Source organism: Flavobacterium aquidurense, assembly GCF_001404985.1.
GTDB lineage: Bacteria > Bacteroidota > Bacteroidia > Flavobacteriales > Flavobacteriaceae > Flavobacterium > Flavobacterium aquidurense_B.
Window position 1 is genome coordinate 523,372 of sequence record NZ_JRLF01000006.1, and the last position, 16,380, is coordinate 539,751.

Below are 16,380 nucleotides of genomic sequence, written 5' to 3' on the forward strand. Positions count from 1 at the left end.
TTATGAACACAGTTACACCTTGGAGCGCAACTGCGCAGGCAGATATTGAAAATAGTGAGGTATTATTAGAAAGAAAAATTTTTGATTATACCTATCAACTGTATAATACAGGAGACTCTTTGTGGATTGTCGCGCTGCTGCCTGAAAACAGAAAAATGGCATTTCGTGCCGCATTTGGAATGAACAGTTGCTTTGAAGTTGTCAATCTTTTTGATGATGGAGATACTATCGTAATTATGCTCAACTCAAGACTGGGCAGTTATGAAGTCAAAATTGATTTTCCTGACAATTATTTACATTATACAACCGCTTTTACAGCAAATATGCCCTTAATGATTCCGTTCTGGCCTCGTGATATAATGCCGCTTACCCAAAACGGAAGTGTCGAAAACACTAACGGAAAAATTCATATACACCAGAAAGGTACCAGATCAGGATTGCTTTATGCAACGATGACGAATCCTAAGAGCGGTTCGATATTTTATTTCCAAAATCTTACGTCACTTTCACCATATTGCGAGGCTACCCAAACTTCGGCAGCAGAAACTGTTGGTGGAGACTGGCCGGAAATTGGCTTTAAATTGCCTGTTACAAAAGAGCTGCCAATACCTTCCGGCAAGCCTTTTATAATTTCTGATGCGTATGTTATTTTCGAAGATACAGCGGAAGATCCTTCATTACTATGTCAAAATTTTTTAAATAATCTGAGTAAAATATATAGCGTAATTCCCCATCCAAAAATTGAATATCACAATTGGCCGGAAATTGCCCAAAAAGTATCAAAAGATTTATACCATAACAAAGGAGCCTGGACACAAACTAACGGTTTTCCATATCTCAATGCTTATTTGTGCGATTATAAAACTCCTGCAGAAAGTATGGTACAGCTTGCCGTAGCTGTTCCCTGCAAAGAATTTGAAAAATGGACTGGCGAAAAACAACCGCTATGTGTTGATCTCATTAGTGGACTTCCGGAGTTTTATGACCCAAAAATTAAGTGCATCAATCGCTGGCTTCCTGCATTATGCGATGAGCTGGACAACTCTGAGGAGCAAAAAAAAGAAATGGTTATGGATTCCTGGTATCTCCATCACCCATTAATGAATCTTGCCAGATTAGCATTGCACAAGGATAAAACTGCAGAAAAACTAGTAATCGATTCTATTGATTATGTAATTAAGGTTGCGCATCATTTTAAATATGAATGGCCGGTATTTTATGACATGGAGACATTTGAGGTTATAAAAAAAGAAACTGCACCGGGAGATGGCGGAGAAAAAGATGTACCTGGAGCATATGCACATTTAATGCTGTTGCTTTACCGCCTGACAAAAGAAAAACGTTATTTGAACGAAGCAGAAAAAGCCGCTAAAAAACTAACAGATATAGGATCTGATATTTTTTATCAGGCAAACAATACTTCTTTTGCTGCCGGCGCACTTTTAGAACTTTATAAAATAACCAACAAAAAGCTTTATTTGAATATTAGTTATACCTGTCTAGCGGGTTTGTTCAAAAACATGCAAATATGGGATTGCCAATATGGGTATGGAAAAAATTTTAATAATTTCTTTTCTGTTTTTCCGCTTAACGATGCGCCTTACACATCTGCTTATGAAGAAATGGAAGTTTATGCTGCATTATCAGAGTATTTGATTCAGGCGAAAGACGTAGCAATATTACCTTCTTTAAGAATTTTGATTCCTGAATTTATTAAATATGCGATTAATAGAATTGCTTATTATTATCCGTCTATGTTACCAAAGGAAATGCTTTCTGAAGAAGTAAAAACCGGAGAATTACAACCTGATCTCTGGATTCCACTAGAGGATTTATACAACGGCTGGGAACAGAGTGGTCAAGTAGGCCAAGAAGTTTATGGTGCCGGAATTGCGTTTGGCATCGTACCGCGACAATACATAAAAGTAAAGGAAGATTTTCTGGTTTTTGTAGATTATCCTGTTACTCATTATACACAGAAAGGAAAATCAGTAACAATAGTATTGGATGGTGATCCGGACATGCATTGCAATTTGAAAATTATTGCACTTAATACAATCAATCATAAAATAGATGTACTTCAGGATCGGGAAATCCTGAAAGGCAGGAAGAAAAATAAAAAAGTGAAAGAATACGAAGTTTCAGGAAAAGGTGTACTAAAAATACAATGGAAATAAACTAAAGCTTATTGATAATGTGATACACCTGCAACTGGCAATCTTACAAACTCTAACATCAAATCTATAAGTATTAGACACTGATATGTATTAGCCTAAATTATAAAAGATAAAAAAGAAAAACTTTTAGGCTGGCAATCACTTGATAATTCTACTATTAAGAATGTGGGAAAAGTGATTTTTAAACCAAAAGGCAAGGCTACTGAAATCGATGTAACCATTTCTTATCAGGCTCCATTGGGCATTGCGGGAGAACGCATCGCATCATTCTTTAATCCTTATTTCGAAAAATTGGTCAAAGACAATATTACTAATTTCAAATCCTATTTAGAATCAGGTCACTAATTTATGATATTAAAAAAAAGGCATTAAAAAACCTGTAGCAATTGCTACAGGTTTTTTTTGACATTAAATAAAGCTTCAGTAATTATTTAATGCCTATTTTCCTTTTGCTGTACTTGTAGAATCTGTTCGCACACTAGTGTTTCCTTTTTGTAATGTTCCTGCAGAGCCTGAACCCGTAGAACCTTCACCAGTTGCACCGGTTGTTCCGGTTGTACTTGTATTAAGATTTGTTGTGTCTGAGTTAGGAGAAATACTATCCACCGTTGTTTGAGTCGAATCGCTTTCGTTTGTATAATTATCTGCGGGAGCAGTTTCATTTTTTTTACAAGAAAAAGCAAGTCCAACAAATAGAACAAGTGCCGCCATTTTGATCTTGAATAAGTTTTTCATGATAGTTTTTTTAGTTTATAATATTAATACGAAGTTAAAACACTGATTGTGTTATAATTTACATCATTTATCAGATATGTTACACAATACGTATTATGACAGACTATTACTTTCAATTTGATAATATTTAAACCTTACATCATTATTTTTTTGGCAAATAAATATAAAACGTTGTTCCTTGTCCGGGTTGGCTTGTAAAATTAATTGCTCCGTTATGGTTTTCTATGATTCGTTTGCATAAAGCAAGACCAATTCCGTTACCGCCATATTGATCGCGTTGGTGAAGTCTTTGAAACATATCAAATATTCGACCAGAATAATCACTGTCCATCCCGATACCATTATCAGCAATCGAAATCAGGTGATATTCTCCAAACGGAATTAAATTACTGTCAGGAAGAGAATTATTAGCAGAAAAAGTTGTTGCAGTAATACTCACAGAGGGTTGTGCCGCATTAAATTTAAGTGCATTATTGACCAGATTATAAAATAACTGACGCAACTGTGTACTTAATCCGGTAACTTCCGGCAATGGACTTATGTGAATCAGGGCATTTTTTTCTTCAATAACCATGCTTAGGTCATTTAAGGTTTCTGTGATAATTTCGTTAAGATCAACCTGCGTAAGCTGATGAATTTTATTATCTATTCTGGAATAATTTAAAACGTCTGAAATCAAATCAGATAACCTTCCGGCTGCAAGACTGATTCTGTCAAAATAATATTGTTTTCGCTGTTCTTCAGATAAATGTTCTCCTGCACGCGATAGCATAATCATAATTTTACGAAGTGGTTCTTGTAAATCATGACTGGCAATAAAGGCAAATTGCTCCAGTTCTTTATTTTTAAATAATAATTTTGAATTCGCACTTTCTAATTCACGCTGAATCATTTTTAATTCAGAATTATCCTTAAGTGTTTCTACTACTGTTTTTTGAGCATTGATATCAACAAAATAAATAAGCCAGCTATTAAAAGATCCGTCTTCTGCTTTATTGGGTACAATCGAAATAAGATGCCAGACATATACTGAATCTTTTTTGATTCTGGTTTCTCCAAAAAAGTCAGATCTTGTTTTCTTTGCCTTGCTCCACCCTTCTCCTATTGCTTCAAGATCATCAGGATGAATAAAATTGCCCAACGCTTTTTTATCAAAAACTGTTAAAGGCAATTGCAAATAATTTTTAAGGGAATCATTGGTTACCAAAACATTATTTCGCTCATTCACTATACATATTAAAACCGGAAGCGTATTGGCAAGCTGTCTGTACCTGTTCTCGCTTTCTCCCAGTTTTTCTGATAATGCTATAAGCTCAATATTCTTTTTTCTGATTTCGTCATAAGGTGATAAAGGAGGTTCGTATTTAAAATAATCGACTAAACTCTTGATTTTTATATCAGACAAAAGTCCAGGAGCTAATACCGGCTGGCTCAATTTAGTCACAGATTGATTGTTTGCAAATGTATACTCGATATCGCCTGATATTTTTGCAGCATATTCAAATGCTTCAGGGCTGCATTTTTTTAGATCTACAGTATCGGTAAGTATCGCCAGTATCTCTTTTTGAGTTGGTCTGATGACGTTTATTCCAATAACTAAAACTGAGTTTTTCCCTTTGGCAATAGAACATCTGGCCACTTCAGATACGGCTGTCGAAAATCTTGTCTGCGCTGATGATGGCATACCGCACATTTCGGCAATTTTCATTGCTCGTTTATGGGCAAGAATTAAGTCCATTTCGTTATCAAGATTAATTTTTACAATCTCCTTCATAGCACTTAAATTATTTTTCCAACAAGAACTGTTGCATCATCAGTACCTCTGATATTATCTTTATATAAAGAGGAAGCGATCACACCCGGATTTTGCTTAATGATCGAAGTAAGATCGTTTAAGTTCCATCTGGTACGCAGTCCGTCACTATGCATTACTATAATCTGATGTTTTTGATAAGGTACAATCGTGCTGTTTAAGGTACGCGGAATATTATGGCCTATAATCCCATTATACGGGGTATAGGTTTTATTTTCTAAGCCGCGATAAATACGTGTATTGATATTACCAACACCACAAATGTTCCAGTTTTCAGATTTATAATCTACTGCTGCAATGGTAGCCACCAATCCCCTGCTTTTTTTTACTTTTTCGTGAATTTCTCTAAGAATAGCTGTTGGTTCATGCTCTGTCGTTTGTTTAAACGCTTTTATAGCTTGTTGTACGGCCTCATGAGCATTTGCTCCGTGACCTAAACCGTCTCCTACAAAAATGTAAAAACCTTTTTTTGAATATTTAATATAATATCCGTCACCACAAAAGCGTTCTCCGGGATAGTTTACACTAACGGCAGAAAAATTGAATCCGCTTGCCATTAATGGAATGTCAAAATCCAATTTATCACAAATTTTAACATATTGAACAGTTCCCCAATTTCTCAGGGAATAAATCTGAAAATCATTACTCAGTCTTTTTATGGCGCCTAAGCCGTGGCCAAGCGTATTGGATGAAGAATAACCGTCATTCATTATTTTGGCTATATTATCAATCCCTACTCCTTTATCCAGGCAATAAATCTCGATCTGGTTATGTCCATCGGCATGGTGTGCCCTGTATAAGAGTTCACCGCCTTGTGCATATTTAATTAAATTAGAAGTTAGTTCAGCAACTATTATATCTGTTTCTGCCGCTCTGTGAGGCGTAAATCCCAATTGAAGCGCCAAATTATGTATTTCTCGTTTTATAAAAGCGATCAGACTGCGATCGTCGATTTTATAACTCGAAAATGTATTATCCATTTTTCCATTTTGTTATGGTAACAGTTGTTCCGTTTCCCAGTTCTGTTTTAATATCAAACTCATTTACAAGTCTTTTTGTACCCGGCAAGCCAAGGCCCAAACTTTTTCCTGTACTATATCCGTCTTTCATGGCTAATGTAATATCTGGTATTCCAGGGCCATTATCAATAAAAGTAACACGAACACCATTGTCGCGCCCGTTGCTGACAGATTCTATAACGACTTTTCCGCCGCCTCCATATTTCAAAAGGTTACGAACAAGTTCACTTGTAGCAGTAATTAACTTGGTTTGATTTAAGATACTCATTCCAACTTTTACGCCATAATCCCTCACGCGGTTACGCAATGGCACCACATCCTGTTCTTTTATGATAAGTATCTCTTCTTTATTATTCGTTGTCGTCGTCATAAGTCTGCTCCTGATTATCGCCATTGTACATTTTTGCGCGAAGCAGATCCATGCCTTTTTCAACATTCAGGGCACTTATAACACCATTTAAGGACAATCCAAGTTCTACAAGGGTAATAGCAACTGCAGGCTGCATTCCTACTACCACTGTTTGGGCATCCATAATTTTAGACATAACGGCAATATTCCCAAGGATACGCCCCATGAACGAATCAATTATAGAAACTGCTGATATATCAATTAGTACACCTTTTGAGCTGTATTTATTTATAGTATTTATTAAGTCTGATTCCAGGTTTTCTGCCAGTTGATCATACAAATCTACTTGTATGGTAACCAACAAAAAATCTCCCATCTTAAGTATAGGAATTCTTTCCATGTTCTAAATCTTATTGAATTATTTTCTCTTTACCACAGTAAGCTGCAGCATGTCAAATGCTGTTTGAAGCGCACTTGCAAGTGATGCTTTTGTGATAATACCGGTAAGATCTATACCTAAATGTACAACCGTTTGGGCAATTTCAGGACGAATACCGCTTATGATACATTCTGCTCCCATTAAACGTGTTGCACTTACCGTTTTTATTAAATGCTGTGCTACTAAAGAATCTACTGCCGGTACACCTGAAATATCAAGAATAGCAATAGAACTTCCTGTATCAACGATTTGCTGTAAAAGATTTTCCATTACAACCTGAGTTCTTGAACTGTCAAGTGTCCCAATGATTGGTAAAGCAACAACACCATCCCAAACTCTGATAACCGGAGTCGAAATCTCACTAATTTCGTCAATTTGTCTTGAAATTACATCTTCACGACCTTTCATATACGCCTCAAAAGTCATGATAGTCATGTTATCTATAACGCTGCCTAATATTAAATTAGCATCATAAAGCTTTACAGGATCTCTTTCTAATTCTGAAAGAATTTGTGAAGCCGCTTCTTTAAACGAAATAAGGTATTGTGCATTTTCTCTTGGCGAAAAACCTCTTTTTGCTCTTGAACTTGAAATTCCGATAAGTAAATCATGTACTTTTTCGAATTCTTCTGATTCCTGGTTGTTGCCATTTGAGATACGTAAAGCATCCAATAACAGTGAGGTAAATTCTTTTGATTCTTCTTCTTCAGTTATCCCATCAGTTGATCCGTTTTCCAGAAGAAGTTGAGACCATATGGTTAGTAATTTGTTTTCGTGCTCTTTTAAGCTGCTTAGGACATTATTTTGCATTTGTTTTAAATTTGGATTTGGATGGAACAATATATTTGTATAGGTGTGGATTTATTAAATTTAAAAAAATGCTTTAAAACCTATCAAAAATAAAATCTTTTAGAAATTATTTTCTCAGGTTAAACTATAGCAATCTCAAAATAAAGAACTTACATTTTCAATTTTACATTAAAAAAAAATTAATCGCTAATTCTGGCTTTTAATATAATTTTATTTAAAAAAATGAAGGTCTTATACTCTAAAATGCTTATCAAATGTATATTACACGTTAATAATAATTTTATAAAATTACCTCTTAATCTTACACTATTAACATGTAAAATTAGCTTAATAACATTAAATATAAAAAACCAAATCTACTAATAATTTTCTTGCTAAAAGTAAAAAAACCTGCGAATTAAATAATTGCAGGTTTTTTTAATATAAAGAACTGATTACCAATTAATTTTACTCTTCAGTAGCATCAAAATTAATAGTATTGTAAGCCGCTTCTGTAAGAGTTACGTCTGCTTCTTTTTCTTCATTTAAAGTTTGAACTAACAATTCTACTGCTTCATCCTCTCCCAGAGTTTTTGCAAATGCAGCAAGAGTTCCGTAAGTAGCGATTTCGTAGTGCTCAATTTTTTGAGATGCAGCAATAATTCCGGCATCACGTACTGCCCCTACTTCTGTTTCTTCCATAATACCTTCACCTTCTTTAATAAGGCCTTCCATAGCATCACATTTTTTTGCTGCTGCTTTTTCTCCAATAGATGCAAAAACCTGCTCTAATCTTGTTACCTGATTTTCTGTAACTGTAAGGTGGTCATTGATCGCATCAATTAAGTTTTGAGAAGTTGCATTTTTAGCCATTTTAGGAAGTGCTTTTGTCAAAGCTTTCTCTGCCCAGTAAATGTCTTTTAATGAATCTACAAATAATTCTCTCAATCCATCTGCTGCAGATGATTTTGCTTTAACAACTCCTTTTGGTGTTGTAGTTTTTGATGTACTTGCAGTTTTTGTTGCAGTTGTAGATTTTGCCGTAGCAGTTGTTTTCTTAGCCGGTGTTTTTGTGTTTGAATCTTTCATGATGTTTTTTTTTTAAAATTTTATAAGTCAAATGTATAACTCATGTCTTATGAGAATCTTATAGAATTAAATCTCAATCTTACATCTTTTAAACCCTTATAAATCAATACATAACAAAGTTTTAATTGTATAACAAACAAATATAATTATGTAATTCGATAACAATCTTCCATCCTTACTTTTGAGTCTATTGTGGTATTTAGAGACAAGCTTAGTTTTTGTTTTTATTGCCTTAATTATAGTACTTCATTCAAATAAAAAATATTGTAAAAACAATTCCTTATTATGACAAATAATACAACAACTAAAACACAAAATTTTTTTAGAATCCTTTTAGGTCTCTTTATGATAATGGCTGCTATTGGACATTTTACTTTTCAGCGACAAGATTTTCAGGCACAAGTCCCTAACTGGGTTCCTCTGGATAAAGATCTTGTTGTGATACTGTCCGGTATAGTAGAGATTGCTCTGGGACTTGCAATGGTTTTTCTAACAAAATATAAAATACAAACAGGCCTGGCACTGGCCATTTTTTATGTCTTGGTGTTTCCGGGTAATATTGCCCAATATATAAATGGTACTGATGCTTTTGGTCTTGATACAGACAGGGCCAGATTGATCAGGCTAATTTTTCAGCCTGTATTAATTTTGGTTACATTATGGTCTACTGGTGCCCTTGATTATATTAAAAGAAAATTAGCACACGTATTATAGGCATCATCCTTTGATAAAACGAGAAAGTCCGCATTTCGATTGAATTGAACTGCGGACTTTTTATTTATAAATCATAAATACATTCTGATTCTTAAAATTTCGATAACTTTGAATTTTAATATGCCGGCAAACCTTAGAGAACATATCGAAAAAATAATACCATTGACAGATGCTGAATTTGCCTTTGTGTATGCTCACTTTACAACCAAAAAATTTAAGAAGCATCAATATCTAATTCAGGAAGGTGATCCTGTAAAATATTCCTTTTTTATAATTTCAGGTCTTTTAAAATTGGTCTATACAGATCATAAAGCCAAAGAACATATTGTTTCTTTTGCCTTAGAGGATTGGTGGGAAAGTGATTATTATGCTTTTTTTACCCAAACAGAAGCTACAATGTCATTAGAATGTCTTGAAGATACTGAGGTTCTTTGCTGTACACTTGAAGATTATAAAAAACTTTGCGATGGCCTGCAAAAAATGGAACGTTTTTTTCTGGAGAAAGCTACTTTTGGTTTTCTGGGATCACAACGCCGTATTATATCCTGGCAAACATCAAACTCAAAAGAGCGTTACGAGCAGCTTTTAAAACAATATCCGTCACTTATTCAGCGTGTTCCTAAAAGTCTTATTGCTTCATATCTGGGCGTATCGCGTGAAACCTTAAGCAGATTATCTTCCTGATGTGACATACCTCACATAAAATTCGTGAGAAATGTCAAGACTCCGTTCCGGTTGTTATTCTCAATTTTGCAGTATAAATTTTAAACTGTAATCATGAAAAAAAACAGCAAAACTTTTAGCATTTCTATTATTAATTACGATGCCAATATTGGCACAATCTAAAAAAGCTAAACAAATGGAAAAAAGAGCAATCAATCCCTGGCAATGGCAGGACCAACGCAGTTATGTACAAGCCGTAGAAGTAAAAAATCCCGAAGGAACTTTGTATGTTTCAGGACAAACCGCTATTGATGCAAACGGAATTTCAAGCAATGAAAATATGGAATCCCAGATCATTCTTGCTCTAAAAAATCTGGAACAGGTAATCACAGAAGCAGGTTATGAATGCAAAGGAATTGTAAGATTAAATATCTACACGACAAATACCAGTGAACTCTGGCCCCATTTTAATATTATTCAGGATTGGGTTTCAAAACACGGCATGAAACAAGCCACTACTTTACTAGAAGTCAAAAGCCTTTTTGAAACTTTAAAAGTCGAATTAGAAGCTACTGTGGTAAAGTAGATCGATATCTTTTTTTGGATTTTTGGATTTTTGGATTGTTAGATTGTTGGACTGTTAGATTGTTGGACTGTTAGATTTTGATTGTTGAACTATTGGATTCTTACAATTTATTTTTTATTGTGTTTTATTAATACTCATTTGTAATGATCTGTTACAAGCATTTTTTTACACCAATTTTAATCTCTCCAGATCTCATTTTTTTGTCTTGTATCTTTTATCTTTCAATCCAAAAGTCCAATAATCTAACAGTCTAAAGTCTAAAAACCAACAATCGAATAATTTTTCAGACCGTAGATTTTTCTTATAAATAATAGTGTATCAATTCGTTAGAGTGAAAAATTTAAAAATCTTACAAATATTTTTAATTTTTTGCATTATATTTCAAAACTAAAAAGTCAATTATAACGTAATTACATGAAACGATAGTCTTGTAATAAGATAAATTCAATTCACTGTTACGTTTTTGGAAAAATATTGAATTTTATCTTATTCCTGATTATCGTTTATTTTTTATTAAATTAAAGAAAATTAAGTGTGGACAAAATTAATGTACTAAGATTAAAAAAGACTTTAGCTTACCTTGAAAGCAAACAACGGGAATTAAAAAGACATAAAGATAGTGATACCCGAAGTATTGAATCAATGATAAAGTATATTAAAAAAGATATGCTGGAGCAATTTAAATTAACAGATTATGATGTTTATATAAAAGGTGAAATCAACAATACTGAAACCTTTATTCAAAGTGTAAAAAGCATTATAGAAAGTAATTCTAATGCATAAACTCACAATCTGCCAATAAACCAACCTACTGTGCTATTTTATTATATTCATCAAAAGCTTTATTAGGATCTGCGGTTGCATATTCATTTTCAGGTTCCGGAATAACGTGAATTTTTGAATCACTCAGCGATACAATTGCAGAACAAACATATACTCCAATTTTGCCTTCACTGTATTTATAGTCCAGCAAAGTTAGCTTGACGACATCATTGATCGAAAGTTCATAATAATTTCCGTAGCGAATAATCTTAAAATAAATTTCTTTGTTTTCTACTATTTCGAACTGATTGGTTTGTATATTTTCAAATACAAAATTATTTTTAACATCTTTTTCATTAAATCCCCAAGCTCTGAATTGCACAAAACCATTTACAAAATCAATTGATATATAATAGGCTGTTCCTTCTTCATCACATTCGATAACAAAACCTGTTTTTCCCATTCCTTCAACTGCGAGCGTACCTTCCCAGACAAAATTTTCTGAAGGTTTTTCGAAACAAAAAACTTCGTATCCGCTTCTGCAGCCAATGCGCCATTTGCTCTCATTTTCTACCTCAAAATTTGCCGATGGATTTCCTAAAATAGGAACCGGAACTGGTAAGTTTCTTTGGTAAATTGTCCTTTGATAAAGCGTTCGCCAATGGTGGTAGGTTTTTAATAATAGTCTGCCATTACTATCAACATCAAGCTGTTTTGGCGGCGGAATTACCCGAAGCGTGTTAACATTTCCTCCAACGAAGTAGAAATTATAAATCAAATAATATTCGCCTTCTTTTACAATTCTTGCAGCATAATTACCTTGCGGCATTAATACATTATTATGAAATGCATGATATTCTCCTTTAAAATCAGGAGAAAACCAATATCGCACTTTTATGTCTTCACGAATAGAACCCAATAAATAATGCATTCCTTTTATTTCTACCACACAAGGACATTCTATATCATCATATACATACGCGACATGCAATGGTTTTTGAAGTACAAAACCCTTCTCGCCTCTTTTTGCAACACCAATACAGCCTCTTCTATAAGTTGGTCCTACGGCACTGCGCGCACAAATTAGTAAATAATCTTCTCCTTCAAATTCATATTTATAAGGATCCCTGAAACTCAGCCATTCCCTTGGGTTATTGTCCCTGCTTTCATAATACGGTGCATCACTTCGCAACGGCAAACCATATTGATTGTCTTTTGTCCAGTGAATTAAATCCGGAGAAACTGCCCGCCCTACTTTTTGCGTAATTCCTTTGTCCTGACGTTTTAAGCCTGTATAATACATTTCGTAACCTTCTCCCGCAGAATTTTTACTCACATGCATTGTCCATAACATATCATCATCCCACTCGCCGGGATCTCCTACAAACAAAGCATTTTTTACTCTTTTCCAAGAAAGACCATCTTTTGATACTGCATGTGCAATATAATCGTGATTAGGAATAATAAGATGAAATAGATGATGGACTCCGTTTTCATCGATAAATACATCAACGTCTCCTATTTCCCAATTGCTAAATCCTGAACCTGAATACATATTCTATACTTTTTTATTTAATTTGTTGAGTGTAATTTTTTCTAACCACCAGAAACATAGGTTATATATTAAATTCTCCTCAACAAACTTTACTTAATTATTTTATAATGTTTTAGCCCTTCCAGAATACCGGACGAAGCAGCATCTTTTGCCACATAAATACTTTTTGTAGTTTCATAATTGGCCAGTTCTATACTTCGGTTGCCTACAATAATTCCTTTTATAGAACCTCTGAACATATCGATATCGTTTCCTGAATCTCCTGCTGCGATAACATTAGATAACGGAATAGACCACTTGCGGCATAAAAATTTAATTGCATTTCCTTTTGATGCTCTTTTGGGAATAAAATCAATAAATTCTCCGTGACTCGGAATAATGTTTACTTTATACCATCCTACACCCAAAACAGCAATTAGTTGATCATAATCGTAATTTTCTTTATCATAATAATAAGATATTTTATAAGGATTTTGGGCTTCTTCTTCCTGCATTCGCAACCACGGAATCTCTTTTAAACGATTTACAATATCGTCTCTTTTCCATCGACCGGCTAAAAATTTTGCCCAGCCTTTGTCTAAGATGTACTCTTTTCCGTTTGTATAATAAATTTCGGTACCCACAGAGCAAATAATAAAATCCGGAACCGGAAATTGTTCTTCTTCAATAACTTGCTTAACCAATGCTAAATTTCGTCCGGATGCCAGGGCAAATGCCATTTTATCCGTACGGTTAACTAAATGTTCTTTTAACTCTATAAGTCCCGGATTATTTAATTTTGGTTCTATTAATGTACCGTCAATATCCGACACAAATAAATGCGCCACTTTTCTTTTTAACCGTTCGATATTAATATTAGGATAATGCTGCTTTTTTATTCCTGAACCGGAAGATGCTGATAAGTTTTCATTTACCAACTCAACATATTGATTAACGTGGCTTAACCAGCTGTAATGTTTCTGGATATTTATGGCGCCGTTATTCGAGTAATATTTCCATTGGTTTTCATTGGTCAAAATATTTCGCAATGCTTTTTTGATTTCATTTTCATCCAGTGGATTTACCAGTTCTCCGTTCTGGCATGTTGGAATAATTTCAGATGGACCTCCGTTTTTAGTTACTACAACGGGCAAACCTGAACTTGCAGATTCAATTACGGTTAAACCGAAATTTTCATGCAAAGCCAAATTCACAAAAACACCTCTTTTTTCTGCTGCATAACGATAGATAATCGAAACTTCATTTTCGACATCATGTTTTTTAGGAATAGCCATTTTACCGTACAAATCATATTTGTCCATTAGCAACAAAAGATCTGTCAGAACATCTTTTTCTGATTCAGGCATTTTCGAAATATCCTTTCTGATTCCGGCAAAAATAACCAGATTGGCAATACTCTGCAGTTCCTTGTCCTTGCCGTAAACCTCGATAAGTGTATGAAGGTTTTTATGACGATCAGGTCTTGAAAGCGCCAGAATAAATGGTTTATGCGGATTGATTAAAAATTTAGAAATGGTTTCTGCCACCCAATATTTTCTCTGCTCCTCTTCCATTTGTTTGTCAGAGTCTTGTTCCCTATGATAGTAAGGAACAAATTTGCTGGTATCGATTCCAGGAGAAATGGCGTGGTATTTACCCAAATCGAAGTTTAGGTAAGGTTTATAAGTTTCGATTTCCTGCTCTGTAGAAGTTACAATAAATTCAGATAATTCTAATGTTTTTTCCTCGGCAGCAATTCTTTGCTTAAACTTAAATTTCTTTTCAATTTCTTCTTCACTTATACCGCTTTCGAGCAGTTTTTTCTTTTTATGAAAACCAAGTGAATGTCCCGTGTGGGCAAATGGAATATTTAAGATTGTTGATAATTCACTGGCAACATATCCTGCGTCTCCGTAATGTGAGTGAATCCAGTTTGGAAATATATCATGAAGTTTGATATGCTGGACAATTCCGTTTACAAAAGTGTCTAAACCGTCCCATAATTGTTCTTTAGGCTTGTATTTTTTTCCTAAAAAAGGAATGCGCCTTATGTCTAATTTATCATTAATGATTTCGATTGGTACGGCATATTCCGGCGAAAGATTGGGATCGTCAATTAATCTTGTAAATACATGAACGTGTTCGACATCTTCATGTTGTGATAAAAACTCAGCAAGTTCATATACATATTTTGTTTGTCCGCCATTATCAGCATCTCTACCAATCTCCAAACCTGAACCTTTAAGCAGTCCATGAATGTTGATTAATGAAATTCGTAATTTTGTCATCATTGTACTTTATTTGTTAGAAATTTTAAGGTACGAAAAATCGAGCAGTTTTGCCCGGGCTAATGAAAAAAATAACAGGATTCTTAACATTTAATAACAAAACTGTAAGAATGATGGTGGTCGCGAAGTAAATTTTATGATTTTCGAAAAACACGAAAAAAAGGTTTTGCCACAGATTAAAAGGATTGAAATGATTCAATAATATGTGGGTAATTATCCGTATCATTTGTCATTTCGAGGAACGAGAAATCTCCGTGAGTAACTCTACAAAGATTGGGATTTCGTTGCGGAGTTTCTGGTGGAGATTTCTCGTTCCTCGAAATGACAAACTAAATGAAAATAGTATTATGAAAACGATTGTCCTAGCCCCGATAGAAGTGGAAATCCTTTTGTGCCGGTCCCGAGGCTTCGGGAGGCACAAAAGATTGTAACGGATAGCGGGAATTAGCTCCTGAAAAAAAAGATTAATTTTTATCGAAAAAATCCAATGGAAGTTATAAAAAACGTCTTATTATGGTTTACTTTATTCTTCAGGCAGTAAATCATCTAAGTCAGATAACTTATAAAACTTAAGATCATTCTGTTTCATATACCTACAAATAAACTCCAGGGTTTCAATTTTTGTCTGATAATTTTCGGTTACATTTTTAACCGGTTTATGACCGCATAGGAGTAAAATTTTATGATGCTTTTTAGCATAATCCAATAATTCTAAAACATACGGAATACTAAAATGAATGTGACTGTTGTCGATATCAAAAGCAAAAACAATTTTAGAATTATTAAAAAAGCTATCTTGTTTTTCAGGTGCTTCACCTCCAAAAGCTCTTCCTCTTATGATTTTAAAATCCTTGGATAATTCTTTATCCAAAGCCTGAGATCTTTCGCCATAAGGATAAGCAAATGAGGTAACATTAAAATTAAGTCTTTTCATTGAAACAATCATAGGATCTATTTCCTGTTTCATATAAGCATCGATCCCATGCTGCTGAACAAACTTCACGGCATTATAATGATGGTATCCATGACCTGCAATTTCATGTCCTTCTTTTTGCATTTCAAGAAGTTTTTTTATTTGGGGAGCTCCTATAGAATCTATTCGGCACACATTGAAGGTCGCTTTCCATCCGTATTTTTTCAAGGCCTGATCAGCTTCGTACCATTCATCGACATAAGCATCATCAAAAGATAAAAGCACGCCCGCTTTATAAGGTTTGGGTTCTGGCATTTGCTTTTTGGTTTCGCAGGAAAAAAAGGTTAAGAACAGTAAAAAAAGTATTGCTTTTGTGTAGAATAGCTTCATATAGTACTTGTCGTTTAATAGTTTTGGCTCTTAAAAAAGTATTTTTCTACTTCAAATATATAACATTCCAATACAGCATTTATTCTTGTTTCAGTAATTTTTTAATATCAGCCAGTATTA

16 protein-coding genes are annotated in these 16,380 nt (G+C 34.1%); 6 read left to right on the top strand and 10 right to left on the bottom strand.

Going from position 1 to position 16,380, the window contains the following annotated elements; all coding sequences use genetic code 11:
- Positions 1-2 precede the first annotated feature (2 nt).
- A complete protein-coding gene (locus tag RC62_RS03905; protein WP_055092784.1) occupies positions 3-2,177 on the top strand; it encodes a hypothetical protein in 2,175 nt (724 codons plus the stop codon).
- Between the two features lie 174 nt (positions 2,178-2,351).
- Positions 2,352-2,522: a hypothetical protein gene (locus RC62_RS03910; protein ID WP_209435087.1), complete on the top strand. Its 171-nt coding sequence runs from the start codon at positions 2,352-2,354 to the stop codon at positions 2,520-2,522.
- Between the two features lie 93 nt (positions 2,523-2,615).
- Here the strand turns inward: RC62_RS03910 and RC62_RS03915 are convergent, their stop codons facing one another.
- The 7 genes from RC62_RS03915 to RC62_RS03945 form a co-directional block, all read right to left on the bottom strand.
- On the bottom strand, positions 2,616-2,912 hold the full coding sequence (locus RC62_RS03915) for a hypothetical protein (RefSeq protein WP_055092788.1): 297 nt from the start codon (positions 2,910-2,912) through the stop codon (positions 2,616-2,618).
- Positions 2,913-3,054: 142 nt separating this feature from the next.
- Positions 3,055-4,686, bottom strand: a complete 1,632-nt coding sequence (locus RC62_RS03920; RefSeq protein WP_055092790.1) for a sensor histidine kinase — start codon at positions 4,684-4,686, stop codon at positions 3,055-3,057.
- Between the two features lie 5 nt (positions 4,687-4,691).
- The gene (locus tag RC62_RS03925) at positions 4,692-5,705 is read right to left on the bottom strand and encodes a SpoIIE family protein phosphatase (RefSeq protein WP_055092792.1); all 1,014 of its coding nucleotides are present in this window, start codon (positions 5,703-5,705) and stop codon (positions 4,692-4,694) included.
- Positions 5,698-6,114, bottom strand: a complete 417-nt coding sequence (locus RC62_RS03930; protein WP_055092794.1) for an anti-sigma regulatory factor — start codon at positions 6,112-6,114, stop codon at positions 5,698-5,700. The genes RC62_RS03925 and RC62_RS03930 overlap by 8 nt, the downstream gene beginning before the upstream one ends.
- Positions 6,095-6,493 (bottom strand): STAS domain-containing protein, encoded by a 399-nt coding sequence (locus tag RC62_RS03935; RefSeq protein ID WP_055092796.1) that lies wholly within the window; start codon positions 6,491-6,493, stop codon positions 6,095-6,097. The genes RC62_RS03930 and RC62_RS03935 overlap by 20 nt, the downstream gene beginning before the upstream one ends.
- An 18-nt stretch (positions 6,494-6,511) precedes the next feature.
- On the bottom strand, positions 6,512-7,342 hold the full coding sequence (locus RC62_RS03940) for an STAS domain-containing protein (protein ID WP_055092974.1): 831 nt from the start codon (positions 7,340-7,342) through the stop codon (positions 6,512-6,514).
- A gap of 447 nt (positions 7,343-7,789) precedes the next feature.
- On the bottom strand, positions 7,790-8,410 hold the full coding sequence (locus RC62_RS03945; protein WP_055092799.1) for a ferritin-like domain-containing protein: 621 nt from the start codon (positions 8,408-8,410) through the stop codon (positions 7,790-7,792).
- A gap of 285 nt (positions 8,411-8,695) precedes the next feature.
- On the opposite strand from RC62_RS03945, the gene RC62_RS03950 reads away from it, so the two are divergent.
- The 4 genes from RC62_RS03950 to RC62_RS23075 all read left to right on the top strand — a co-directional run bounded on the left by RC62_RS03950 (position 8,696) and on the right by RC62_RS23075 (position 11,156).
- Positions 8,696-9,124 carry a hypothetical protein gene (locus RC62_RS03950; RefSeq protein ID WP_055092801.1) on the top strand — a complete coding sequence of 143 codons (429 nt, stop codon included), beginning with the start codon at positions 8,696-8,698 and terminating at the stop codon, positions 9,122-9,124.
- Between the two features lie 120 nt (positions 9,125-9,244).
- Positions 9,245-9,808 carry a Crp/Fnr family transcriptional regulator gene (locus tag RC62_RS03955; RefSeq protein ID WP_055092803.1) on the top strand — a complete coding sequence of 188 codons (564 nt, stop codon included), beginning with the start codon at positions 9,245-9,247 and terminating at the stop codon, positions 9,806-9,808.
- 175 nt (positions 9,809-9,983) lie between these two features.
- Entirely contained in the window at positions 9,984-10,373 is a 390-nt protein-coding gene (locus RC62_RS03960; protein WP_055092976.1) for a RidA family protein, read from the top strand.
- 642 nt (positions 10,374-11,015) lie between these two features.
- Positions 11,016-11,156 (top strand): hypothetical protein, encoded by a 141-nt coding sequence (locus RC62_RS23075; RefSeq protein ID WP_245176776.1) that lies wholly within the window; start codon positions 11,016-11,018, stop codon positions 11,154-11,156.
- Positions 11,157-11,181: 25 nt separating this feature from the next.
- Here RC62_RS23075 and RC62_RS03970 read toward each other — a convergent pair whose 3' ends face one another.
- From RC62_RS03970 to RC62_RS03980, 3 genes are all read right to left on the bottom strand, one after another.
- Complete coding sequence (locus RC62_RS03970; RefSeq protein WP_055092806.1) at positions 11,182-12,690, bottom strand: glycosyl hydrolase family 32; 1,509 nt, start codon at positions 12,688-12,690, stop codon at positions 11,182-11,184.
- Positions 12,691-12,779: 89 nt separating this feature from the next.
- A complete protein-coding gene (locus RC62_RS03975) occupies positions 12,780-14,960 on the bottom strand; it encodes an HAD-IIB family hydrolase (protein ID WP_055092808.1) in 2,181 nt (726 codons plus the stop codon).
- A 520-nt stretch (positions 14,961-15,480) separates the two neighbouring features.
- Complete coding sequence (locus tag RC62_RS03980; RefSeq protein ID WP_245176777.1) at positions 15,481-16,185, bottom strand: polysaccharide deacetylase family protein; 705 nt, start codon at positions 16,183-16,185, stop codon at positions 15,481-15,483.
- Positions 16,186-16,380 lie beyond the last annotated feature (195 nt).